Raw genomic sequence first — 24,867 nt, 5'->3', positions numbered from 1 at the left:
AGGGGCAAGTATGCTGGAAAACACTAAAGTTGATAATACCCAGCTACGACTTCAAGAAGTAAAAAAAGCACTTGAACACGGTATGTTTGTTTTAGCACGCAGCATTTTAGATAAAATGCCAGCTTGTGATGTCGCCTTTTTATTAGAATCCTCCCCTCCTGCAGATCGTAAAGTATTATGGAACTTAACAGACCATGATCAACACGGTGAAATCTTAGAAGAATTAAACGAAGATGCTAAAGATGGCATCATTAATTTAATGGGAACAGATAACCTTGTCGCAGCAACTGAAGGCATGGAAACCGATGGTTTAGCTTATGTATTAAGAGGCATCCCTGACAGTGTCTATAGAGCTGTATTAGAACAAATGGATACGCAGGACAGGCAAAGAGTTGAACTGGCTTTAGCATATCCTGAAGACACTGCTGGCTCGATGATGAATACCGATACAGTTACGGTTCGTCCTGATGTAACCATTGAAGTCGTTCTGCGCTATTTACGCTTAAAAGGTTCGTTACCCGATACGACTGATGCATTATATGTTGTTGATACTGATAATAAGTTACTCGGTGACGTTTCTTTATCAACTTTATTAACAGTAGAAACCACTTCTATCATCAGCGATGTAATGAAGCATGATACAGAACCGCTTCAAGTATTAATGGAAGAAAATGAAATAGCCAAACTATTTGAACGACATGACTGGATTTCAGCCCCTGTTATTGACGATAACAAACAATTATTGGGCCGTATAACGATTGATGATGTCGTAGACATTATTCGAGAAAATGCAGAACACTCGATGATGGGTATGGCAGGTATGGATGATGACGAAGACACCTTTGCCCCTATTTTGCCTAGTGCTAAACGTCGTACGGTATGGTTATCTGTTAATTTAGTTGCCGCTTTTATTGCAGCCTCTGTTTCCAATATGTTCGAAGCTACTCTAGAGCAAGTAGCAACATTAGCCGTATTAATGACCATCGTGCCGAGTATGGGCGGTATTGCCGGTAACCAAACATTAGCCTTAGTTATTCGAGGTATTGCAGTTGGCCATATCAGCAGCAGTAATACACGTTGGTTAATTGGTAAAGAAGCGGCCATTGGCCTGCTAAACGGCATGATTTGGGCTGTTTTAGTCGCCACTGCCGTCGTCTTGTGGAAAGGAGATATGCAAGTTGGTTATATCATTGCAGGTGCGATGTTTATTAACCTTTCTATTGCAGGTGTTGCAGGTGTTTGTATCCCACTGTTAATGCACAAATATAAAATAGATCCTGCGCTTGCGGGTGGTATGGCATTAACAACCGTTACTGACGTTATTGGTCTATTTTCATTTTTAGGAATGGCAACACTAGTCCTACGTCATTAAACCTTAAATATGAATATCATAACTAATCATTTACTTTATATTATTACTAAAGATAGATGGTTAGTTTGCTATTACCCAATGAACTCTAACCATGACTCCAATAAATTCAAGAAGTCCTCTAAACCACACTCAGATTGAATCTCTTGATCATAAAAACTTAAATCGTTAGCATCTTCTAAATCAGATTCAGATTGATGCAAGCTATGGTTACTAATAATAGCTTCTTCGGTATTTAAGTCTAAAGCAAACTCATCGCCGACTAATTTATATTCAGTGATCTCACGTTGTTGTAACTGACCGATAACCGTAAGCAAAGCTTCAACCCAGCTCTTTTTTTGACCTTCTTGCTCTAACCAAGTACCAAAAGCTTCATGTCCCATTGATAGTTTTACCGTTGCTTTATCGCTGAAATAATCTTTTTTAAAGTCAAATTCCATTACATTCTTCTCTATTATTGAATTATGTCCGCAGTATAAACAGGTTTTAATATTATACCAATTGACTAGGGAGAAAGAATTGAGGCTCTGCAGAAAAGACTAAAAAGAATCAGTGTTAATAAGGTGATAAACGATAAACTATTTTTTAATTTTCAATTATTAGTTCGTTAACTAAAATGACTTATAGGCAAGTTTAGATAAAAAATCCCTAATAAATTTCAAGTATAAAAAATAACTAATAGATAGGAATAGGATAAAAGAAAATAAAAAAGCCCTTATATAAAGATATAAGAGCTTTCTACTAGTCAAGTCAGTTATTAATTAAGAATTAACTGCTACTTTTAGTTCAGCAGTAGCAACAACGTTCGTTGGTACTAATTCATAAGCTGCTTGTGGTTTTAATACCACATTAGATTTACTTGCAACCATCAACATTTGTTTAAGACGATTTGATTCGAAAGGTTTTAGTAGCAAACCTTGAACATCTAATAAACTATTTAAACCTAATAATTCACGTTGCACATCGTGATGAGAGTTTAAAATACTGATATCAGCTGACGCTGATGTTTGACCTGTACGGATTGATTTAATCAGCTCAATACCTGAACATTCAGGTAATAAAGCATCAACGATAATTAAGTCAAAATCTTGTAGTGCAATTGAGCGCTCCGCTTCAAGTGTTGTAGCAACACCTTCAACGTAAGAAACGTTTAACGCTTCTAATTGGTCAATTAACTGTATACGGCCTTCAGCAGAACCTTCAACAATTAACACCTTCATATTAGTAATTGCATTAGTAATGATTTCACCCTGTGCCATTGGTGAAACAGTATTTTCAGAAACAGTTAAACCTTCCATACGTGCGATGTAACCACGTTTAGGAATAGTAGATATATTTAAGCCATGAAGACTTAATGTACCTACGCTTTTGCGTAACTGAGAGATATGTTGATTGATTGTATGGTCCGTTACTAAACGACCCCAAACGTGTTGTGCAAGATCTTCACGTGTAACAACAGTATTTACATTTTTGCATAAAAAGTGCAAAAGTGAAGTACGTAAAGGACCTAAATAAACTTTACGGCTGCCATGAATTAAACTATTTTGGCTCGTATCAATGTGGAATTCGCCCACAACTAAACTTTTTTCTAACATAATAATAGTACCCATTTTTGTTTTAATATAAGTGCCAGTTCCAATGGATAGGCAATTTTTTATTTTAATTTTCGGACTACTTAGGCAGTCTCTTATATATTTTCGCAATCATATTATCAAATTAACATAAAAACACAAACGTATTCCTACTCAGTCATTAATTTGTAAAAATAAAATCACTATTCATTACTATAGAGTAGTTTTTTTATCATGCAAAGAAAAATAGACAGAAAATATATTTAATAATAGATATTTTTACTTATTTACTTGGAATTCAGAGTTAAATAAATAATAACAATAATCATTGCTAAAAAGTAAGCTTAGTCTTTTTAAAATATCACCATCGATATTGTGCTAAGTATTTCCATATGTTTAATAACCAAAGACAACCTCTGTAATAAGTTCTAAACAATTTTACCTATTTTAAATTCCACTACTTTATAAAGTTATCTTATAAAAATAATATGAAGAATATCGTTTTTACATACTAGGGGCTGTTGATCTTTGCCGTTCGAATTTTGTTCAATCCAGCACGTTTTGATCACGGCCAGTAAGGTGTAGCTTAGTGATTCTAAGCAAATCTTGCCTAACGAAGAGCATAATAATCCTGAGGACAGTATTTTTTGACAATTTATAATGCTTTTTCGCTTATTTATGTGGAACAACCACATTACATAAGCTCAGATCTGTATAAATAGTCAACAAATTGCTGTAAAAACGAACTCGAAAGATCAACAGACCCTAGACAGGATCATAGTAGATTAAATATTTAATAACGCTTTATATCCTCCCATGTTATTAATGAAAAGCTCTATCCGATAATTAACCCAATGAGGAGCTATTGGGAGATAATTGAATATAATAACGGAAGAAAATAGCGATCTAGTATTTCTTATGGTACTTGATTGGCAGTAGATTTTATAACGAATAAATCAATTTTAGGCAGAGTAGATACAAAAAAGGCAACTCAATGAGTTGCCTTAACATTAACAATTAACTCGTTAAATTATTTACGTTTTACCGCTTTTGCATTTGGTAAGTCAGTAATTGAACCTTCATAAATCTCAGCAGCTAAACCAACTGATTCATGTAATGTTGGATGAGCATGAATTGTTAATGCAATATCTTCAGCATCACAACCCATTTCAATTGCTAGGCCGATTTCACCTAGTAATTCACCAGCATTAGTACCAACAACAGAACCACCAAGAATACGATGCGTATCTTTATCAAAGATAAGCTTAGTCATACCATCTGAACAATCAGATGCAATTGCACGACCAGAAGCAGCCCAAGGGAATACTGATTTTTCGTAGTTAAGACCTTGCGCTTTCGCTTCTTTCTCTGTCACACCAACCCAAGCCATTTCTGGCTCAGTGTAAGCGATTGAAGGAATAGTTTTAGGATCAAAGTAATGTTTTTTACCAGCAATAACTTCAGCAGCGACATGCGCTTCATGCACACCTTTATGCGCAAGCATTGGTTGGCCAACGATATCACCTACTGCGTGGATATGCGGTACGTTAGTATGCATTTGCTTATCAACTTCGATAAAGCCACGTTCAGTTACCGTAATACCTGCTTTTTCAGCATCTAACGATAAGCCATTTGGCACACGACCAACAGCCACTAAAACTGCATCGTAAGCTTTTGCTTCTGCAGGTGCATTTTTACCTTCAAAAGAAACGTATAACGCATCTTCTTTAGCTTCAACGCCAGTCACTTTAGTTTCAAGCATGATATTGAATTTGTTTTTTACTTTCTTAGTATAAACTTGCACGATATCTTTATCGGCAGCAGGTACTAATTGGTCAGCAAACTCAACAACATCAACATCTGAACCTAGAGATTTGTACACTGTACCCATTTCTAGACCGATGATACCACCACCTAATACAAGTAAACGTTTTGGTACAGATTTAAGTTCTAATGCATCTGTAGAATCCCAAACACGTGGGTCATCATGTGGAATGAATGGTAATTTGATAGGACGAGAACCAGCAGCGATAACTGCATTGTCAAACGTAATAGTTGTTACTTCACCGTCAAGATCTGTTGCTTCAATTGTATTTGGACCAGTGAAACGCCCCATGCCAGTAACAGATGTTACTTTACGCATTTTAGCCATGCCTTGTAGGCCACCAGTTAACTGTGAAACTACTTTTTCTTTCCAGATACGGATTTTATCGATATCTGTAGAAGGTTCACCAAATAATACACCGTGTTCAGAAAGCGCTTTTGCTTCTTCAATTACTTTAGAAACGTGTAGAAGTGCTTTTGATGGGATACAACCTACGTTTAAACAAACACCGCCTAATGTGCTGTATTTTTCGATTAGAACTGTTTCTAACCCTAAATCTGCTGCACGAAATGCTGCAGAATACCCTGCAGGGCCAGAACCTAATACAACAACCTGCGTTTTAATTTCTTTACTCATGACGACCTCTATAAATAAGAACACTCGAATAGGATTTGTAGTCTATTCAAATGTTAATAGAATGTAAATAAATGGTCGACATAACTGCCGACCTGCTTAACAAAGATTATAGGATTAACGTACGTAAATCAGATAAGTGCTTATTAACGGCAGTAATAAAGCGTGCACCGTCAGCACCATCAATTACACGATGGTCATATGAAAGAGCAAGAGGAACCATCATACGAGGTTCAAATTCTTTACCATTCCACTGTGGTTTAATTGCTGATTTAGACACACCTAAAATAGCAACTTCTGGCGCGTTCACGATTGGTGTAAATTGAGTACCACCGATACCACCAAGGCTAGAGATAGTCATACTACCACCTTGCATATCTTTAGATGTTAATTTACCAGCACGTGCTTTCTTAGAAATTTCAGCGATGTCACGACAGATATCAAAAATACCTTTGTTTAGTACATCTTTAACTACTGGTACAACTAGACCGTTTGGTGTGTCTACTGCGATACCAATATTGAAGTATTTCTTAAGAATCAAGCTTTGACCATCTTCAGATAGAGATGAATTAAAGTTAGGGTATTGTTGTAATGCTTTAGCTACTGCTTTCATCATAAACACTAATGGGCTAATTTTAACACCCAGATCTTGTTTAAGCGCAATTGCATTTTGTTCCTTACGGAACTCTTCTAATTCAGTGATATCAGCTTCATCGAATTGCGTAACGTGTGGGATAGTTACCCAGTTACGGTGTAGAGCAGGACCAGATATTTTTTGGATGCGAGAAAGTTCTTTCACTTCCACTTCACCAAATTTAGCAAAATCTACTTTAGGTGAAGCTGCTACAGCTAGACCGCCAGCGCCACCAGATTTAGCCGCTTGTAATTGAGCTTTAACGTATTTTTGTACGTCATCTTTTGTTGTGCGTCCTTTAGGACCAGTAGAAGCAATTACATTTAAGTCTAAATCGAATTCACGTGCAATACGACGAACTGATGGTGAAGCTTTAACGTCTTTGTTTACAGCAACTTCAGCTTTAGTTGCTTTTGCAGGAGCTGGAGCCGCTGCAGGTGCTGCTTTAGGTGCTTCTGCTGCTGGAGCAGTTGCCGCTACAGGTGCCGCAGTGCCTTGAGCTTCAATCAATAAAATTAATGTGCCTTCAGACACTTTATCGCCAGTCGCGATTTTAATTTCTTTAACAACACCACCGAATGGAGCAGGTACGTCCATTGATGCTTTATCGCCTTCAACAGTGATGATATCTTGGTCTTCAGTGATCGTATCGCCAACAGCAACTAGAATGTCAGTCACTTCAACTTCATCACCACCGATATCTGGAACGCATAGTTCTTTAACTGCAGTCGCTGCTTGTGCAACTGGCGCGGCAGCTTCAACTGGTGCAGCTGGTGTTTCAGCAGCTGGAGCTTCTGTAGGCGCGGCAGCTGAGCCAGCTACTTCAACGATTAATACTAAGTTACCTTCAGAAACGCTGTCACCAACATTTACTTTGATTTCTTTAACAACACCAGCAACTGATGAAGGTACGTCCATTGACGCTTTATCGCCTTCAATCGTTAATACATCTTGGTCTTCAGCGATAGTATCGCCGACTGCAACTAAGATATCAGTAATATCAGCCGCATCAGCACCAATATCAGGTAGTAAAAATTCTTTTAATTCAGACATAATAATTTTCCTAATCAATAAAAGTCGGTGTTAGCTTCTACTAACACCGAGACTGATTTATGCAAATAATGGGTTGATTTTGTTTACATCGATATCAAACTTAGCAATCGCTTCAGTAACGACTTTACGTTCAACATCACCACGTTTTGCTAACTCAGTTAGCGCAGCTACAACAACGTAACCCGCATTAACTTCGAAGTGACGACGTAAGTTTTCACGGCTATCACTACGGCCGAAACCATCAGTACCAAGTACTTTGTATGAATCAGCAGGAATAAACGCACGTACTTGCTCAGCATAGTTTTTCATGTAATCCGTTGCAGCAATTGTTGGCTCATCACCTAATACAGACGTAATGTATGGTGTTTTTTGCTCTGCTTCAGGGTTTAACATGTTGTAACGTTCAACGTCTTGACCATCGCGTGTTAATTCATTGAATGAAGTAACAGAGAAGATGTCAGAAGCAACGCCATATTCTTCACTTAGTATCGTCGCAGCAGCACGTACTTCATTCATAATAGTACCTGAACTTAGTAGTTGTACTTTGCTCTTACCTGGTAGTGAAGCAAACTTGTAAATACCTTTACGAATACCTTCTTCAACACCTTCAGGCATTGCTGGCATTGCATAGTTTTCATTCATTACTGTTAAGTAATAGAACACATTTTCTTGTTTCTCACCATACATACGCTCAATACCATGTTGAACGATAACTGCTAGCTCGTAAGCAAATGTTGGATCGTAAGAAATACAGTTAGGAATAGTATTTGCTTGAATATGACTGTGGCCATCTTCATGCTGTAAACCTTCACCATTTAGCGTAGTACGACCAGCAGTCGCACCTAATAGGAAACCACGTGCTTGTTGGTCACCTGCCATCCATGCCATATCACCAATACGTTGGAAACCAAACATAGAGTAATAGATATAGAATGGAATCATTGGTAAGTCATTAGTACTGTAAGATGTTGCAGCAGCAACCCAAGAAGACATTGAACCAAGTTCATTAATACCTTCTTGTAATACTTGACCTGATGTTGCTTCTTTGTAGTAAGAAACGACGCCGCGATCTTCTGGTGTGTATTCTTGACCATGTGGGTTGTAAATACCAACTTGACGGAATAGACCTTCCATACCAAATGTACGCGCTTCATCGGCAATAATTGGTACGATGTTTTTGCCAATACCTTTATCTTTCAACAATACATTTAGGATACGTACGTAAGCCATAGTTGTTGAAATTTCACGTTTTTGCTCACCTAATAGTGCTGAGAATTTATCTAATTCTGGCACGGCTAGTTTTTCAGTAAACTTAGGTAGGCGTTTAGGTGTGTAACCTAATAACGCTTCACGATGCCCATGCAGATATTTGTACTCTTCAGAACCTTCTTCAAGCGTTAAGTAAGGCAGTGTTGCAGCTTGCTCATCACTTAATAAGTCTTGTAGGCCTAAACGATCACGTAAGCTTTCGATATGCTCTTCAGTCATTTTTTTCACGCCGTGAGCAATGTTTTTACCCTCAGCAGCTGCACCCATACCGTAACCTTTAACAGTTTTAGCAAGGATGACAGTCGGTTTACCCGCTGTATCTTCTGCGTTTTTAAATGCAGCGTACAGTTTAGATGAATCATGACCACCACGCTTAAGTGCGAAGATTTGTTCATCTGTCATGTCTGCAACTAGTGCAGCTGTTTCAGGGTATTTACCGAAGAAATGCTCACGAACATAAGCACCGTCTTTAGATTTGAATGTTTGGTAATCACCATCAACAGTTTCTTCCATTAATTGTAATAATTTACCAGACGTATCTTTAGCGATTAGGGAATCCCAATTGCCACCCCAGATAACTTTAACAACATTCCAACCAGCACCTGTAAATAGGCCTTCTAGTTCTTGAATGATGCTACCGTTACCCATTACAGGTCCATCAAGACGTTGTAAGTTACAGTTAACTAAGAAACATAAGTTATCTAGTTTTTCACGTGAAGCAAATGATAATGAACCACGAGATTCTGGCTCATCCATCTCACCATCACCTAAGAAAGCGTAGACACGTTGTGCAGAAGTTGGTTTTAAACCACGACCGTCAAGATATTTTAAGAAACGTGCTTGGTAAATAGCAGCGATTGGACCAAGCCCCATCGATACCGTAGGGAACTGCCAAAATTCAGGAAGTAGTTTTGGATGCGGGTAAGATGGTAAACCTTTACCGTCTACTTCTTGGCGGAAGTTATCTAACTGCTCAGCAGTTAAACGACCTTCAAGAAATGCACGAGCATAAATACCAGGAGAAATGTGGCCTTGGTAATAAACTAAATCACCACCATCTGTTTCATTGGATGCACGGAAGAAGTGGTTAAAACATACTTCGTAAAATGCAGCAGCTGACTGATAAGAAGCCATGTGGCCACCCAAATCTAAATCTTTCTTAGAAGCGCGCATAACAATCATGATCGCATTCCAACGAATAATTGAACGAATACGTTGTTCTATTTTCAGATCGCCAGGATAAGCAGGTTGCTCACTTGTAGGAATAGTATTCACGTAGTTAGTGTTAATGCCAGTTGGCAAGTTAACACCTTCAACGCGTGCTTTTTCAATCACTTGTTCAAGGACAAATTGAGCACGTTCAGAGCCCTCATCTTCAAGAATGGTTGTTAATGCTTCAAGCCATTCAGAAGTTTCTTGTGCATCAATATCTTTTAAGATGTCAGTCATGACACTTTCCTTCTATATCACTAGATAATCTCAGCTCGAAAGCTAAGCGTTTTGTTATAATTATTTACATTAACCACTACCTGCTTTACAGCACGTTTGCATGCCATTTCGGCAATAAGTAATCTAAATAGTTATGTATATAAGTATGTTTCACATTGTTGATTGTGTCCGTCACACTATAAAACGGAGGTTACTTTTAAAAGCCGCCTAACTCACGTTTAAAGGCACTTTCTTCGCGCAACATAACCAAGCGCGTTTCTTCAATATAATTAAGATGCTTATCTGACGCTTCTTTCGCTTTCATTGGTTGCTTAGATAAAATAGCATCCACCAACTGTAATCGATGTTCATGTATTTTTTTCGCGACTTCTGGATACAAATACAACTGTTTAACGTTGTCTGAAATATTCTTTTGTAACAGAGGTTTAATGCCGCGCGCTAAATGTAAAAAGACAACATTATGCGATGCTTCGATGACGGCTAAATAAAACTCCGCAACAGATGCTATTTCAAGTTCAATATTACCAGTTGTGTTTGCCATATCAATAGCACTGAAACTTGTTTTTATTTTTTTGAAATCTTCTGAAGTTCCACGTAAAGCAGCGTAATAAGCAGAGAATCCTTCAATAGCATGACGAAATTCTAATAGGTCATATTTAGATTCAGGGTGTGAATTTAATAATTCAAATAAAGGATCAGTCAATTGCTCACGCAATTCTTCTTTAACGTACGTTCCACCACCTTGGCGACGTGTTAATAGTCCTTTTGACTCTAAACGTTGAATGGCTTCGCGTAATGAAGGACGTGAAACATCGAACTGTTTCGCTAATTCACGCTCTGGTAATAACTTTTCGCCAAGCTCTAAACTACCTTCTAAAATCATGCTCTCGAGTTGTGATTCGATCACATCGGCAAGCTTAGGTTGTTTAATTTTTGCGTAAGTCATAACAGCCTTAATTTAGTTAAACTTTATACTCTTATTGCAGTGAACAAATCACAACAAATGTAAAATGGTATTACCAATTTAATATTTAGCTATAGAAATTAACAAAATTAACAATTTATGTCTAGATTTTTATCGTTTTAAATGACCTCATTAAGTTGATGGTTATTGCCTTAATAAGGGATAAAGACTGTTTATGTATTGATAAAAATCTTTGTTTCTTAAAAGCTATCATTTCGACTATTTAATATGTATGACTTATTGACCAATTTTTTATTTAATTAAATAATAAATTTATTTGTTAGATGTTTTAACATCATAAAAATAACACTAATCAATTAACAACTTTAAATAATGGTCCCAATTAAAGCCACTACCAGGGTCTGTTTTACGGCCAGGCGCAATATCACTATGCCCGACAATGCGATCCTTTGTAATTAAAGGATAACGAACTTGAATGTGCTTAGTGGTATCAGCTAACGCTAGATATTGTGCTTCAGTATAAGCCGTACAATCAGTTCCTTCCAATTCAATACCGATAGAGAAGTCATTACATCCATCTACACCTTGAAAAGAAGATACACCTGCATGCCATGCACGTTGCTCAAAGGGAACATACTGTTCTATTGCGCCATTTCGACGAATCACACAGTGAGCAGACACTTCTAAACCTTGTAAGTCGGCAAAACTAGGGTCAGCGGAGCAATCTAGACACCCAGTGAATAAGTTTTTAATATGCTCTGTTGCAAACTGCCCTTCTGGCAAACTAATACAATGGATCGCCAGTAAACTAATTTCAGCCTGATTTGGTCGTTGATTATAAAAAGGACTTTTAATAAAAGTAGCATTGCTCAGCAAACCAAATGTATCGATCATTATTTTTCCTTATCAAAACTTAAGAAGTTAAAAACAAAAAAGGCGGCTAATAAGCCACCTTTTATATTAAACCACTGCTTTAATTTAAACAGTCATTATTTATTGATGATTATTCCCATTCAATAGTAGCAGGTGGTTTACCCGACACATCGTACACAACACGTGAGATACCATCAATTTCATTGATAATACGGTTAGAAACGTGACCGATTAACTCATATGGTAAGTGAGACCAACGTGCTGTCATAAAGTCGATAGTTTCAACACAACGAAGTGAAACAACCCAATCATATTTACGGCAATCACCCATTACACCGACAGAGCGTACCGGTAAGAACACAACAAATGCTTGGCTTACTTTATGGTATAAATCAGCTTTGTGTAACTCTTCAATGAAGATAGCATCTGCACGACGTAATAAATCACAGTATTCTTTCTTCACTTCACCTAAAACACGCACACCTAAACCAGGCCCAGGGAACGGGTGACGGTATAACATGTTATATGGCAAACCAAGCTCTAAACCAATTTTACGTACTTCATCTTTAAAAAGCTCACGAAGAGGTTCAACTAATCCCATTTCCATATCATCAGGTAAACCACCTACGTTATGGTGAGATTTGATAACATGCGCTTTACCATTTTTAGAAGCAGCAGATTCAATAACATCGGGGTAAATAGTCCCTTGTGCTAACCATTTTGCATTAGCTAGTTTTTTAGATTCTTCATCGAAGATTTCAACAAAAACACGACCGATTATTTTACGCTTAGCTTCTGGATCGTTTTCACCAGCCATTTGCTCAAGAAAACGGTGCTCAGCATTAACATGGATAATGTTTAATCCAAATTTATCACCAAACATTTCCATTACTTGCGCACCTTCGTTCAAACGTAATAAACCGTTATCAACAAATACACATGTTAACTTATCACCAATAGCACGTTGTAATAACATCGCAACAACAGATGAATCTACACCGCCAGATAGACCAAGGATAACTTCATCATCACCTACTTGCTCTTTCATTCGAGCAACGGCATCGTCAATAATTGATGCAGGTGTCCATAATGTTTCACAACCACAAATATCTACAACAAAGTTGCGTAACATACCTTCGCCTTGCGCGGTATGCGTTACTTCTGGGTGAAATTGAACACCATAGAAGCGTTTTTCTTCATTAGCAATAACAGCATATTGACACGTAGCCGTGTTAGCAACGGTAGTGAAATCAGCAGGAATAGCTGACACTTTATCGCCATGACTCATCCATACATCTAATAATGGTTTTCCGTCTGCAGATAATGCGTCTTGGATACCTTTAAGGAATGCAGATTTAGTTTGCACTTCAACTTTGGCATAACCAAACTCGCCTTCGCCTTCACCTTTGATGACTGCACCACCTAATTGGTGAGACATAGTTTGCATGCCGTAACAAATACCTAACACTGGCACGCCAGCAGTAAATACGTATTCAGATGCGCGTGGAGAACCTTCTGCTATAACGCTTTCAGGGCCACCAGCAAGAATAATACCGTTAGGATTAAACTCTTTGATGTCCTCTTCATTAACATCCCAGCTCCAAAGTTCACAATAAACACCAATTTCACGGATACGACGCGCGATTAATTGTGTGTATTGAGAACCAAAATCTAATATTAGAATACGCTGTTCATGAATGTTCTTACTCATTATATTGTCCTTTAATTTCTTTTTATTCAGTTTCTAAAAATAATAAAAGACGATATATATCGTCTTTTATTTATAACTTAAGGAAGCAGAGCTAAGTGCTTATTTACAAAAAGATTTATCAATAAAACTTTTTATTCTCAATAGATAGCTACATTGCTATTTGCACATTAGACTCATTATTTACTTAGCTACCACTACGGTAGTTAGGTGCTTCTTTAGTAATAGCAACGTCATGTACGTGGCTTTCACCCATACCTGCGCTTGTGATTTTCACAAACATTGCTTTTGTATTCATTTCTTTAATCGTTGCACAACCCGTTAGGCCCATAGATGAACGTACGCCACCCATTTGCTGATGGATAATTTCTTTTACTTTACCTTTATAAGCAACGCGACCTTCAATACCTTCAGGTACTAATTTGTCTGCTGCATTATCAGATTGGAAGTAACGATCAGATGATCCTTGAGACATCGCACCTAAAGATCCCATACCACGGTATGATTTGTATGAACGACCTTGGAATAAAATGATTTCACCAGGAGATTCTTCCGTACCAGCAAACATACTACCCATCATGACACATGATGCGCCAGCTGCTAATGCTTTTGCGATATCACCAGAGAAACGAATACCGCCATCAGCTATAACAGGAATACCGGTCCCTTCTAATGCATCAACCGCATCAGAAATAGCAGTGATCTGTGGTACACCAACACCTGTTACGATACGAGTCGTACAGATTGAACCAGGGCCGATACCGACTTTAACAGCACTACAACCAGCTGCAACCAATGCTTTAGCACCATCACCTGTTGCGATATTACCACCGATAATTTCTAGGTTTGGATATGCTGCACGTGTTGCTTTAATTCTATCTAACACACCTTGAGAATGACCATGTGATGAATCAATTAATAATACATCAACACCTGCTTCTACTAATGCATCAACACGTTCTTCATTACCAGCACCCGCGCCAACAGCGGCACCTACACGTAAACGACCTAACTCGTCTTTACATGCATTAGGTTTTTGTTCTGCTTTACGGAAATCTTTAACGGTGATCATACCTTTCAATTTAAAGTTATCATCTGTTAATAATACTTTTTCGATGCGGTGCTTGTGCATTAACGCTTCAATTTCATCTCGCGGTGTATTTGATTTAGCAGTCACTAATTCAGCTTTTGGTGTCATTACCGCAGAGGCAGGTCGCGACATATCTGTTTCAAATAAAACATCACGTCCAGTAATGATACCCACTAATTCTCCTGATGTTTCAACAACAGGATAACCTGCAAAACCATGTTGCTCAGTTAATTCTTTGATTTCACCTAAGGTAGTAGATGGTGAAACAGTCACAGGCGTAGCGACAACACCGCTTTCATGGATTTTTACTAAACGAACTTGTTCTGCTTGCACTTCAATAGACATGTTTTTATGAATAAAACCAATACCGCCTTCTTGAGCCAAAGCAATAGCAAAACGCGCCTCTGTTACTGTATCCATAGCAGCGGATACAACAGGGATATTTAACGATATGTTTTCTGTTAATTGGGTTCTTAGATCGGCAGTGTTTGGTAGTACAGTCGAATGGGCTGGTACTAATAATACATCGTCAAATGTTAACGCATCTTTTGCGATTCTTAGCATTGCAATATCTCACTTATAGTTGGGAGCATTTTTAGATATACCCAAAATAGCTTGGGTATGATATTGCGGTGGGATTTTAATCGTAATCAGCAATAAGTACAATACTATTTATGTTTTTATACTGAGTTTTTACTGTGTTAATATTTAGGCCCCGATTTATTTGGTAAAAAACTCTGTTATGGCGACTCAAAACAAAAATATATACAGCGTAAGTTCACTTAACCGTGCCGCAAAATCCTTACTTGAAACTGGATTAGGTGTTATTTGGTTATCCGGTGAAATTTCAAATTTGACCATCGCGGTTTCAGGGCATTGGTACTTCACACTCAAGGATCATAATGCACAAATCAAATGTGCGATGTTTCGAGGCAATAATAGCCGAGCAGGATTTACACCTAAACACGGCCAACAAGTATTAGTACGAGCAAAACTCAGCTTGTATGAAGCACGTGGCGATTATCAACTGATTGTCGAAACAATGGCGCCAGAGGGTGATGGTTTATTAAAGCAGCAATTCGAAGAGTTAAAATGCCAATTAGCGGCACAAGGTTTGTTTTCTGAATCTTTAAAAAAGCCATTGCCTGAAATAATCAAACGTGTCGGTATCATTACCTCTTCAACGGGCGCGGCTTTACATGACATATTGAGTGTATTACAGCGTCGAGATCCGCGTTTACAAGTTATTATCTACCCAAGCCAAGTTCAGGGGCAAGGTAGTGCTTTATCAGTTGCATCACAAATAGCATTAGCAAATGCTCGCCATGAATGTGATGTGTTAATTGTAGGGCGTGGTGGCGGCTCTTTAGAAGATTTGTGGTGTTTTAATGAACCTGAAGTGGCTTATGCTATCCATCATAGTCAATTACCAGTAATCAGTGCCGTAGGCCATGAAATAGATGTGACTATTAGTGACTTTGTTGCCGACGTGCGAGCAGCAACCCCTTCTGCAGCAGCTGAACTCGTTAGCCAACACAAAACCTTTGTTTCTACTCAGTTAACAACATTAGTTAATCGCCTTAAACAATCTATGCTTAATACCATGCAACATAAAACCCACCAGCAAAGTGTATTAAAGCAAACCTTATTACAACACGATCCAAAACATAAGTTACAACAACAAGCTCAACACCTAGATGAATTAAGTTTGCGCTTACAATACGCAATGCAGCAAAAAATGCAGCTTCAGAATAACTTAACCACGCAACTGAAAAATCGGTTGCAGCAAGCCAGTCCAGGTCATCACATTAATATTGAATTACAAAAACAACAGCAATTAAGTCGACAATTAACTCAAGCAATGGCGGCGAAGTTAACTCATTCAGAACAAAATCTACATCATCAAATACAACAGCTTAATGCCTTTAGTCCATTAGCAACGCTGGCTCGTGGTTACGCAATTGTTAAAGATGAAAGTGGTAAAGTCAGCACTGACCCGACAACGCTTAAAGTGGGCGAAACGATTCAAGTAACATTAGATAAAGGTCTGTTTAATGCGCAGGTTATTTAATAATCAATAATAGTAAAATGCTTAATCATTCTCTAATGTACGGGCTATAAATTCCCCCCCCCCCTAAATTAATAAGCATAAAAAAGTAATAAGCATAAAAAAGAGCTTGATACGACATGTATCAAGCCCTTTTTAGTATTTTAACTTGTTAAGCTAGTTAACTAAAACAATTAGTAACTAGTTATTAGCTTAAGAACGAATTAAGTTATCGCCTATACCAATCCATTTATAAGTGGTTAGCTCAGGCAACCCCATTGGCCCACGTGCATGTAATTTCTGAGTTGATACCGCTACTTCAGCACCTAAACCAAATTGGCTACCATCAGTAAAGCGCGTACTTGTATTGACATAAACCGCAGCAGAGTTAACAGCATTGATGAATTTGTTTGCGATTGTAAAGTCATTAGTCAAAATACCATCAGAGTGCTCTGAACTATGTTCACGTATATGTGATAACGCTTCACTTAAATCTGCAACGACTTTTACACCTAAATTTAAAGATAACCATTCGCGAGAAAAGTCACCTTCTTGTGCAAGTTGTGCGTCATCACCTAATATTGCTTTTGCTTTTTCTTCCGCTACTAACGTGACACCTAATGGTAATAAGTGTGCAGCTAGTTTAGGTAAAAATATTTCAGCAATGTCAGCATCAACTAACAATGTATCTAAAGCATTACAAACACTTGGACGTTGTACTTTTGCATTTTCAATAATCACTAATGCTTTTTCAACATTTACGGTTTTTTCAGCAAATAGATGACAAATACCAATGCCACCAATAATCACAGGAATAGTACTATTTTCTTTACAGAATTTTTGTAAGCCAGAGTTACCACGAGGAATAATCATATCCACGTATTTATCTAGTTTTAATAACTCACCGACTAAGGCACGATCTGTATTTTCTATGTACTGTACTGATGTTGTTGGTAAACCTACTTTTTCTAATGCTGCTTGAATCAATTTAACTAGCACAAGGTTAGAATTAATAGTTTCTTTACCGCCACGTAAGATACTTGCATTACCTGTTTTTAAACTTAATGCTGCGATGTCGATGGTTACATTTGGACGAGCTTCATAAATAACACCCAATACACCTACCGGTACACGGCGTTTACAAAGTTTTAAGCCGTTTTCTAATACTTTACCATCGAATTCTTCACCGACAGGGTCTGCAAGACCTATTACGCTGCGTAAATCAGCGATCACACCCGCTAAACGTTCTTCGTTTAATAACAGGCGGTCTAATAACGCATCAGTTAAGCCCGCTGCTTTACCTGCTTCGATATCTTTATTATTTGCTGCAACAATTTCCGCAACATTAACTTCTAGTTCAATTGCAATTGCCTCAAGTGCGGCATTTTTTGTAGTCGTATCAGTGATCGCCAACTCGTAACTTGCATCTTTCGCTTGTTGACCTATTTGTTGTAAATTCATTTCTACTCCTTTGAACAGATCCTACAGTAGATAGGATCTTAATTATAAAATAACTAGGTCATCTCGATGTATTACCACCGTGCCATGTTCATAACCTAATATTTCTTCAATTTTATCTGAGTGCTGACCTTTTATTTTTTCGATATCTGCGCTTTTATAACGAACGATACCACGTGCGATCTCTTTACCTCTTTGATTATTAACTGAAACAACATAACCACGTAAAAAGTGAGATTCAATAGATAGAATACCTTTAGCGAGTAAACTACTACCATCATTAAGAATGGCTTTCTCTGCACCTTGATCAACCACTAAAACACCTGCAGAACGAGATCCTGCAAATATCCAATTTTTCCTAGCTTCTAAACGGTTATTTTCAGACACAAATCGTGTACCAACCGACATGCCGTTTACAGCATCGATGATAACATCTTTACGCTGTCCTGAAGCGATCACCACTTCAATACCAGCTCGGTTAGCGACGGTAGCAGACTCTATTTTTGTCGCCATACCACCAGTGCCTAAACCACCAACACTTCCACCTGCAAGGTTATGAATCGCATCGGTTATCTCTGTGACTTCTGTAATTAATTTAGCATCAGGGTTATTGCGTGGATCAGCTGTAAATAAACCTTGCTGATCGGTCAATAATATAAGCTGGTCGGCATCGGCTAATAACGCAACCAACGCCGACAAATTATCATTGTCGCCCACTTTTATTTCACGGGTAGCAACGGCATCATTCTCATTTATTAATGGAATAATACGGTGCTTTAACAATGTATTAAGTGTGTCACGAGCATTAAGAAAACGCCCTTTGTCACCTAAATCAGCTCGTGTTAATAACATTTGACCAACATGCAAACCGTATATCTTAAACAGATTTTCCCATTCTCTTATTAACTGCCCTTGACCAACAGCTGCTAACATTTGTTTATTAGCAACGGTAGGTTCAATATCAGGCATATTGAGGTGTTCTTTACCTGCAGCAATTGCACCAGAGGTAACAACGATAATGGGATGACCTTGTTTATGCAACATTGCACACTGTCTAACGATTTCGAGCATTTGAGCTCGGTCGAGCTTAGTGGTACCACTAGTTAAAACACTAGTGCCTAATTTAACTACAATTGTTTTTTTATTCGCATTCATTCGTTTATGCTTCGTTTCAAAAAATAAAAAAGGCTCAATTTATCAAGAGATGTATTAATAATAACCGTTATTGAGCTCAAAAAAAAACAGCAACTAAGTGAGTTGCTGTTTCTAGTATACCATTATTGCAGTAATGAAAGAGTCAAAATAAATATTCACCTATAATCAAGAATCAAGTTGAACATTATAAAATAAATAGCTTAACTAGTTTTTAGTTTGCAACCTACTTCCACATCAATTAAATCAGTTAACTTTACGATAAAAGCCTCGAAAGATTCATCGAGCTGTTTCATTTGCTTTTTATTTATTTTTTGAGCAACCCAATTCCCTTCAATATCATATAAGCCATTAAAACGTTGGTAAGTAAATTCATTGTCGTTACGCGTTACAATCATCCACCAGCCTAAAAATATTCTATTTTCAGGCTCTTCCTCTGCATCAACACATATTTCTAAACAATCGAAGAAGAATTTATTCTCATCAGACTGTAATTTACGAAAGTAAGGGCCCATATCAGTAAATAACTTAAACAAACGACCACGCGATGGCCCTTTTATTAGGGTCTCAGGCATATCAAAAGGCTCCTTTAGTATTTTTATGAGTAGTATATCTTCTAGCCTATCATTTACTCTTGTAAATGTTTTGTCAACCATTTAGCAGAGTATTCTAAAGATTCCAAGTAAGAATCAAAAATAGGCGGTTTACTAATAATCTTAGATTCGCTTTCCCAACTCGCTCTTGCAATCAATTTCAAATCCTGTTCATTACACATAAGATCTTCTGCGTGGCCAATACTCAATAATGGTGTTTGAATACGTTTTCGCCCAAGCAACCCTTGTTTAACTAATGAAAATGGAACACAAAGTTGATATAAATTATTCACATCTGAGTTATTTAATTGCATTCGACTCGCTAAACAATCTAAGGTCATCACAGGTAGTTTTTTGAAATTATTAATATCATCAAAAATACTCCCTACGGCAGCTCCAACACTAACCCCAGCTCTGACTAATTTAGGTTCAACATAAGCAAGGCGAGTAAGGGCATTTCCACCCATACGCATTCCCATCAAAGCAACACGAGACTGATCTACCCAAGGTACTTCACTCATATACTTTAAAACGGCTTGATGTAAACGAGAGGTATCTTGCTCTAATTTTAAGTGATTAGAAAACCCTACGCCAGGCATATCAACGGTTAGCATTGCAATGTTCGCTGGTTTTAGTTGTTTTTCAAACAAAGGTAAAACATCACATTGCAAAGCATCAAGACCTGAACTAACAATCACAACAGGGTGAATTACATGATCATTAGGTAGGTGTAAATAACAACGAATGCTTTTACCTTCAAAAGGGACATGAATTTCTTTTAATAAAGCATGGTCATCATGTTCAAATGCATTTCGATAATTACTATAAGCCAACGTTTGAGCTTGAATACTATTCTCATCACCTTTTAAATGTGGGTAACTCGCTACGCTGTAATATTGTGATGCCAGGTAATAATATTTTTTAGCTTTTTCTTTATTACCATTGCTCGCAAATTGATTTGCTTGCTTCTGGTATCGCATGGCTTTGTTTGACCATTCATAGCTCCAATTGCCTGAACGGAATCCAATCACTGTATCTAACAATTCAGGATCACTCCGCTGGTTAGTGGAAGCGCTTATTTTTGCTAAGACTTCATAGCAATCAATGATATCTAAACCTTGCCAAGCCCACTGCAATAATTTAAGCAATCGATACCAACCAGCTTGCTCCCCACCGTCCATTGTTGAGTTATGTAATTTTTTGTTCTTTTTAGAACAACTATTAGCAATTAGGGTAGAGGTTTCTTGAATATTATATTTTTCAGAAAAGAGAACTTCAGATAGGTTTTTCGACATAAGTTCCTCGTTTAATAATAGGGTTTAACTTATCATTTCAATCTAATCGATATAAGTCAGTTCAGTAAGGTAGAGAATAACATGATCCAGATAAGCGACAATGCTAAAGAACAACAATTAATACCTGTATTTAGATTAGGTTTTAGACCTTTTTTTTTAGCAGGAACAATTTTCAGTGTTATTAGTGCATTGTTATGGGTTTTATTATTAACAGGAAAAATGGCTTTACCTTCACAAATATCAATCAGTTTTTGGCACGCACATGAAATGTTATTTGGTTTTACAGGGGCAATCATACTCGGTTTCTTACTAACCGCAGTGCAGAACTGGACTGGTTCGCCTGGCTTAAAAGGTAAAAAATTAGCAATACTATTTACAATATGGTTACTTTCACGCTTAGCTTTATTTTTCCTTCCCCCATCATTATTTTGGATCACCTTTATACTGGAAGTAAGCTGGATGCCACTCGCAACGATTGCCTTAGCAACATCTGTTATTTCAGCCAAGCAATGGAAAAACTTATTTTTTGTACCGCTACTGATTATTATGAGTATATTAAATGCCGTTAGCTTACTAGCCGTGCACTCTTATCAATATATAACATCACAACAAGCAATATGGTGTATGTTCTTTTTAGTGTTATTTATTATTGCGGTGATGGGTGGGCGAGTGATTCCATTTTTTACAGCCAAAGGAACTAATACTGAAAAACCTGTGGCTATACTTGGCTTAGAGTATTTATGCCTTGCTCCTTTATTATTGCTAGCAATTATAATTTGGTTTCCCTCATTAACCGCCTTCTCTGTCCCGTTAGCCTTAATATGTGGACTTGCTCACTTAATGAGATTATTACGCTGGAAGCCATTAACCACTTTACCAGTCCCTTTATTATGGTCATTACATCTAAGTTACTTCCTACTTGCCATTGGTTTGATTTTTTATCCTTTAGGCATATTACTACCCGGATTAGATAGCACGAGTATGATTCACCTATCTGCTATTGGCGGTATTGGCGGAATAATACTAGCAATGATAAGTCGCGTTTCTTTAGGCCATACAGGCAGACCTTTAAACCCATCTAAATGGATGAATATAGCTTTTATTGCTACAGCTCTCTCTGCATTAGCACGTGGTTTTTTACCGTATTTCTTACCTGATTTACCCTTAATGGCTTATGCCATAAGTGCTCTTTTTTGGTGTAGTGCATTTATATTATTTATTATTTTTTATGCAAAAATGTTACTTTCTGCTCGTCTTGATAAACGACCTGGTTAAAATAAATTAACGTCAGGATTATTTTCTAAATATCAGTCTTTTATTTATTATTTTCCCCTTTAAACACAATAAAATTGTTATTAAAGGGGCTATTGGTATTCAAGGTGCCATCTAATCATAAAAAACAAATAAGTAGAAAACCTCTCCCTATTAACAAATAAATTATAAAAATATACTTCAAACTTATGATTCCATTATTTATTTTAAATATCGGCAAAAAAAACCTTTTCTAAATTAGATTGAAATGACTTTTCTATTCCAAAATTGGCACGAATATAGCTTAATTGTGAATAGATACTCACAAAAGCCAAATTACTGTCATCAACGTAATAAAAAAGGAAATCATATGGAAACCATCCATAATAATAAACACAGTAACTTAGGACACCGTACACCGGTTTTCACTGTTTTTTCCAATGAACCTTTATTAAGCGTTAAAGATAAATTGCTCACACTAGAAACATTACAGCAAAGTTTAGACTTAAAAGAGATGATGGACAATTTTGCCACCCTTGTGGCAACATTTAACCGCCCTTTTAATATTCGTTTTCAATCTGCTTTTGGTTTCTTTAGCTTGCCTAAATTACAACACAACAATTTCACTAAAAACTTTAATTTAGGATCTTCAGGGCAGTCGCCAAGATTGGGAACAATGACATATCAAAGCGAAACACCATTTACAGTGAATGAAGACAAATTATTAACTGAATTACATGCGTTATTGATACCCAATTTAAAGCACGCTTTAAAGTTTTCTGAATTAAATGCAATGGTCTACAAAGATCATTTAACTAATATAGGCAACCGAGCATACTACGAAGAAACTATCTTTCATGCGATCGAACAAAGTAATCGAGCTAATTTAGGCTTGTCATTAATGGTACTAGACATCAATCACTTCAAAGTGATTAATGATACTTATGGCCACTTAAAAGGCGACCAAGTGCTAAATCAGTTTGCACAAGTTTTAACAAAAAGTATTCGTACATCAGATATCGTATTTCGATTAGGCGGTGACGAATTTGTGGTTATTTTACAACCATCAGCACCTTGCTCAATTGATAAGGTTCATCAGCGTATTAAAGAAGAAATAGGCAATAATATAAGTTTAAAAGAAATTAACTTTTCAGCAAGCATTGGTTATAGCCATTGGGAAATAGGAACCAGTGCAACGCAGTTATTTGAGTTAGCAGATCAAAACCTTTATGAAAATAAAGCCTTAGCGAGAATACAACGATAAGTCCATTATAGGGATATTTGATACATTAGAGGCATTAGGTTGGCAACGCCATAAACCAATAGCCTCAATTAACCGATTATCCACCAAGATAAACACAACTTGGTCTCGTAACCATGGCGGCACTTGGTATTCATGTAGCAACTTTTTAATGCTTCTTGTTTTATTACGCCCTTCAGGTAAACACATTAACTTTGCGTCAAGGTGTTGACGAAAACAACACTGTATTTGATGTTGTTTAGCCACAGCAGGATCTACCTGAGAAAAATCAACTCCTAATCGATCTTTATCTAACCATAAAAAAGACTCGCCTGACCAAGTTAAAGGCTCCTCAAGTGTTTTTATCGATTGTATAGGAACAATGTAAAGCGCCTCTTGATAACGACAAATCGTATTCGATTCTAACTGTAGCTTAGGTTGTTTATCGGCGTCAGCAAGCGCAACTTCCTGCCATAATATAGTCAGCTGTTTACTACTTGGGTATTGTAATCCATTAGACTTAAGCCAAAAGCGGATAACATTATTACGTCTTACGCTACTAAATGCAGCAAGCGAAGCAATATCAAGTGTTTGACAAGATAGACGCTTAACCATACATTGACCTAAATCTTGCTGTGCAACTTCGTTTAATAACGTTTGCTGATCTTGGCATAATTGTGCGGTTCTAGAAGCTGATTGAGCCATTGCAGGCCAACGCTGTATTAATAGAGGTGATATTTGATGGCGAATAAAGTTACGATCAAAATCTATATCTTGATTACTTTCATCTTCAATCCATTGTAGTTGATAAAACTCAGCATAATCGGTTAATGCTTGACGAGAAAAAATTAATAATGGCCTAACTAAGTGCCCATTAAAAAAAGGCTGAGTACTTCTAATGCCTTGCAATCCAGTACTGCCTGAACCTCTTTTTAGTGCTAATAATAAGGTTTCAAGTTGGTCGTCTTGATGATGCCCTGTCAAAATAATATCGTTTTCTAACATGTTATCTTTAAAACATTGATAACGAGCATCCCGTGCAAGTGCTTCTAGACTGCTTCTTGATTTTTTTTCAATTTTAACAGTAGAGCTTATAAACGGAACCTTTAATTTTTGACAAAGTTCAGCACAAAATATTCCCCAATGATCTGCATTATCACTCAGTCCATGATTAACATTATGTGCTATAACACTATAAGCAGGATGACATTTTTTAAAGTTTACTAATAAATGTAATAGCACAACTGAATCAACCCCGCCACTCAGTGCAACCACAAGTCGTGGAGTTTCATTTACTGGTTTTTCTGATAATAGTGTCTCAGATGAAGAAACTGGAAAGTGCTCCGATACTGAAGCATTTTCAGGTAAGAGATCTAATAACGCCTTCAAATGTAGATTAAATTTAGCCTCCATCTTATTGTGCATTGTTCAC

18 protein-coding genes are annotated in these 24,867 nt (G+C 37.2%); 4 read left to right on the top strand and 14 right to left on the bottom strand.

Features of this window, described 5'->3' with window-relative positions:
• Positions 1–10: 10 nt before the first annotated feature.
• Positions 11–1,372 (top strand): magnesium transporter, encoded by a 1,362-nt coding sequence (gene mgtE, locus V6255_RS02675; protein ID WP_341626753.1) that lies wholly within the window; start codon positions 11–13, stop codon positions 1,370–1,372.
• Positions 1,373–1,443: 71 nt separating this feature from the next.
• On the opposite strand, the gene V6255_RS02670 is transcribed toward mgtE, so the two are convergent.
• The 9 genes from V6255_RS02670 to guaB all read right to left on the bottom strand — a co-directional run bounded on the left by V6255_RS02670 (position 1,444) and on the right by guaB (position 14,963).
• The gene (locus tag V6255_RS02670; protein ID WP_341626752.1) at positions 1,444–1,809 is read right to left on the bottom strand and encodes a YacL family protein; all 366 of its coding nucleotides are present in this window, start codon (positions 1,807–1,809) and stop codon (positions 1,444–1,446) included.
• Between the two features lie 321 nt (positions 1,810–2,130).
• Entirely contained in the window at positions 2,131–2,964 is an 834-nt protein-coding gene (locus V6255_RS02665) for a winged helix-turn-helix domain-containing protein (protein ID WP_160060520.1), read from the bottom strand.
• 1,006 nt (positions 2,965–3,970) lie between these two features.
• Positions 3,971–5,401: a dihydrolipoyl dehydrogenase gene (lpdA, locus tag V6255_RS02660; protein ID WP_341626751.1), complete on the bottom strand. Its 1,431-nt coding sequence runs from the start codon at positions 5,399–5,401 to the stop codon at positions 3,971–3,973.
• A 106-nt stretch (positions 5,402–5,507) separates the two neighbouring features.
• Complete coding sequence (gene aceF, locus V6255_RS02655; RefSeq protein WP_341626750.1) at positions 5,508–7,085, bottom strand: dihydrolipoyllysine-residue acetyltransferase; 1,578 nt, start codon at positions 7,083–7,085, stop codon at positions 5,508–5,510.
• Between the two features lie 57 nt (positions 7,086–7,142).
• Positions 7,143–9,803: a pyruvate dehydrogenase (acetyl-transferring), homodimeric type gene (gene aceE, locus V6255_RS02650; RefSeq protein ID WP_341626749.1), complete on the bottom strand. Its 2,661-nt coding sequence runs from the start codon at positions 9,801–9,803 to the stop codon at positions 7,143–7,145.
• Positions 9,804–9,999: 196 nt separating this feature from the next.
• Positions 10,000–10,749, bottom strand: a complete 750-nt coding sequence (pdhR, locus tag V6255_RS02645) for a pyruvate dehydrogenase complex transcriptional repressor PdhR (RefSeq protein WP_160060516.1) — start codon at positions 10,747–10,749, stop codon at positions 10,000–10,002.
• A gap of 327 nt (positions 10,750–11,076) precedes the next feature.
• On the bottom strand, positions 11,077–11,622 hold the full coding sequence (ampD, locus tag V6255_RS02640; RefSeq protein WP_341626748.1) for a 1,6-anhydro-N-acetylmuramyl-L-alanine amidase AmpD: 546 nt from the start codon (positions 11,620–11,622) through the stop codon (positions 11,077–11,079).
• A gap of 109 nt (positions 11,623–11,731) precedes the next feature.
• Positions 11,732–13,312 (bottom strand): glutamine-hydrolyzing GMP synthase, encoded by a 1,581-nt coding sequence (gene guaA, locus V6255_RS02635; RefSeq protein WP_341626747.1) that lies wholly within the window; start codon positions 13,310–13,312, stop codon positions 11,732–11,734.
• Between the two features lie 184 nt (positions 13,313–13,496).
• Positions 13,497–14,963, bottom strand: a complete 1,467-nt coding sequence (guaB, locus tag V6255_RS02630) for an IMP dehydrogenase (RefSeq protein ID WP_341626746.1) — start codon at positions 14,961–14,963, stop codon at positions 13,497–13,499.
• A gap of 178 nt (positions 14,964–15,141) precedes the next feature.
• On the opposite strand from guaB, the gene xseA reads away from it, so the two are divergent.
• The gene (xseA, locus tag V6255_RS02625) at positions 15,142–16,470 is read left to right on the top strand and encodes an exodeoxyribonuclease VII large subunit (RefSeq protein ID WP_341626745.1); all 1,329 of its coding nucleotides are present in this window, start codon (positions 15,142–15,144) and stop codon (positions 16,468–16,470) included.
• Between the two features lie 189 nt (positions 16,471–16,659).
• On the opposite strand, the gene V6255_RS02620 is transcribed toward xseA, so the two are convergent.
• From V6255_RS02620 to frsA, 4 genes are all read right to left on the bottom strand, one after another.
• Positions 16,660–17,907, bottom strand: coding sequence for a glutamate-5-semialdehyde dehydrogenase (locus V6255_RS02620; RefSeq protein WP_341626744.1), 1,248 nt, complete (start codon positions 17,905–17,907; stop codon positions 16,660–16,662).
• A gap of 42 nt (positions 17,908–17,949) precedes the next feature.
• Positions 17,950–19,059, bottom strand: a complete 1,110-nt coding sequence (proB, locus tag V6255_RS02615) for a glutamate 5-kinase (RefSeq protein WP_341626743.1) — start codon at positions 19,057–19,059, stop codon at positions 17,950–17,952.
• A 200-nt stretch (positions 19,060–19,259) separates the two neighbouring features.
• Entirely contained in the window at positions 19,260–19,631 is a 372-nt protein-coding gene (gene crl / locus V6255_RS02610) for a sigma factor-binding protein Crl (RefSeq protein ID WP_341626742.1), read from the bottom strand.
• 53 nt (positions 19,632–19,684) lie between these two features.
• Positions 19,685–20,944 (bottom strand): esterase FrsA, encoded by a 1,260-nt coding sequence (gene frsA / locus V6255_RS02605; protein WP_341626741.1) that lies wholly within the window; start codon positions 20,942–20,944, stop codon positions 19,685–19,687.
• 81 nt (positions 20,945–21,025) lie between these two features.
• On the opposite strand from frsA, the gene V6255_RS02600 reads away from it, so the two are divergent.
• Positions 21,026–22,219: an NnrS family protein gene (locus V6255_RS02600; protein ID WP_341626740.1), complete on the top strand. Its 1,194-nt coding sequence runs from the start codon at positions 21,026–21,028 to the stop codon at positions 22,217–22,219.
• Positions 22,220–22,565: 346 nt separating this feature from the next.
• Positions 22,566–23,459: a GGDEF domain-containing protein gene (locus V6255_RS02595; RefSeq protein ID WP_341626739.1), complete on the top strand. Its 894-nt coding sequence runs from the start codon at positions 22,566–22,568 to the stop codon at positions 23,457–23,459.
• On the opposite strand, the gene tilS is transcribed toward V6255_RS02595, so the two are convergent.
• Complete coding sequence (gene tilS / locus V6255_RS02590; protein WP_341626738.1) at positions 23,439–24,860, bottom strand: tRNA lysidine(34) synthetase TilS; 1,422 nt, start codon at positions 24,858–24,860, stop codon at positions 23,439–23,441. The genes V6255_RS02595 and tilS overlap by 21 nt on opposite strands.
• Positions 24,861–24,867: the final 7 nt, after the last annotated feature.

The sequence above is a fragment of the Psychromonas arctica genome, assembly GCF_038155225.1.
Taxonomy (GTDB): Bacteria; Pseudomonadota; Gammaproteobacteria; order Enterobacterales; family Psychromonadaceae; genus Psychromonas; species Psychromonas arctica_B.
Note: the sequence above shows the minus strand (reverse complement) of the source record. Positions and strands in the feature narration are given on the sequence as shown.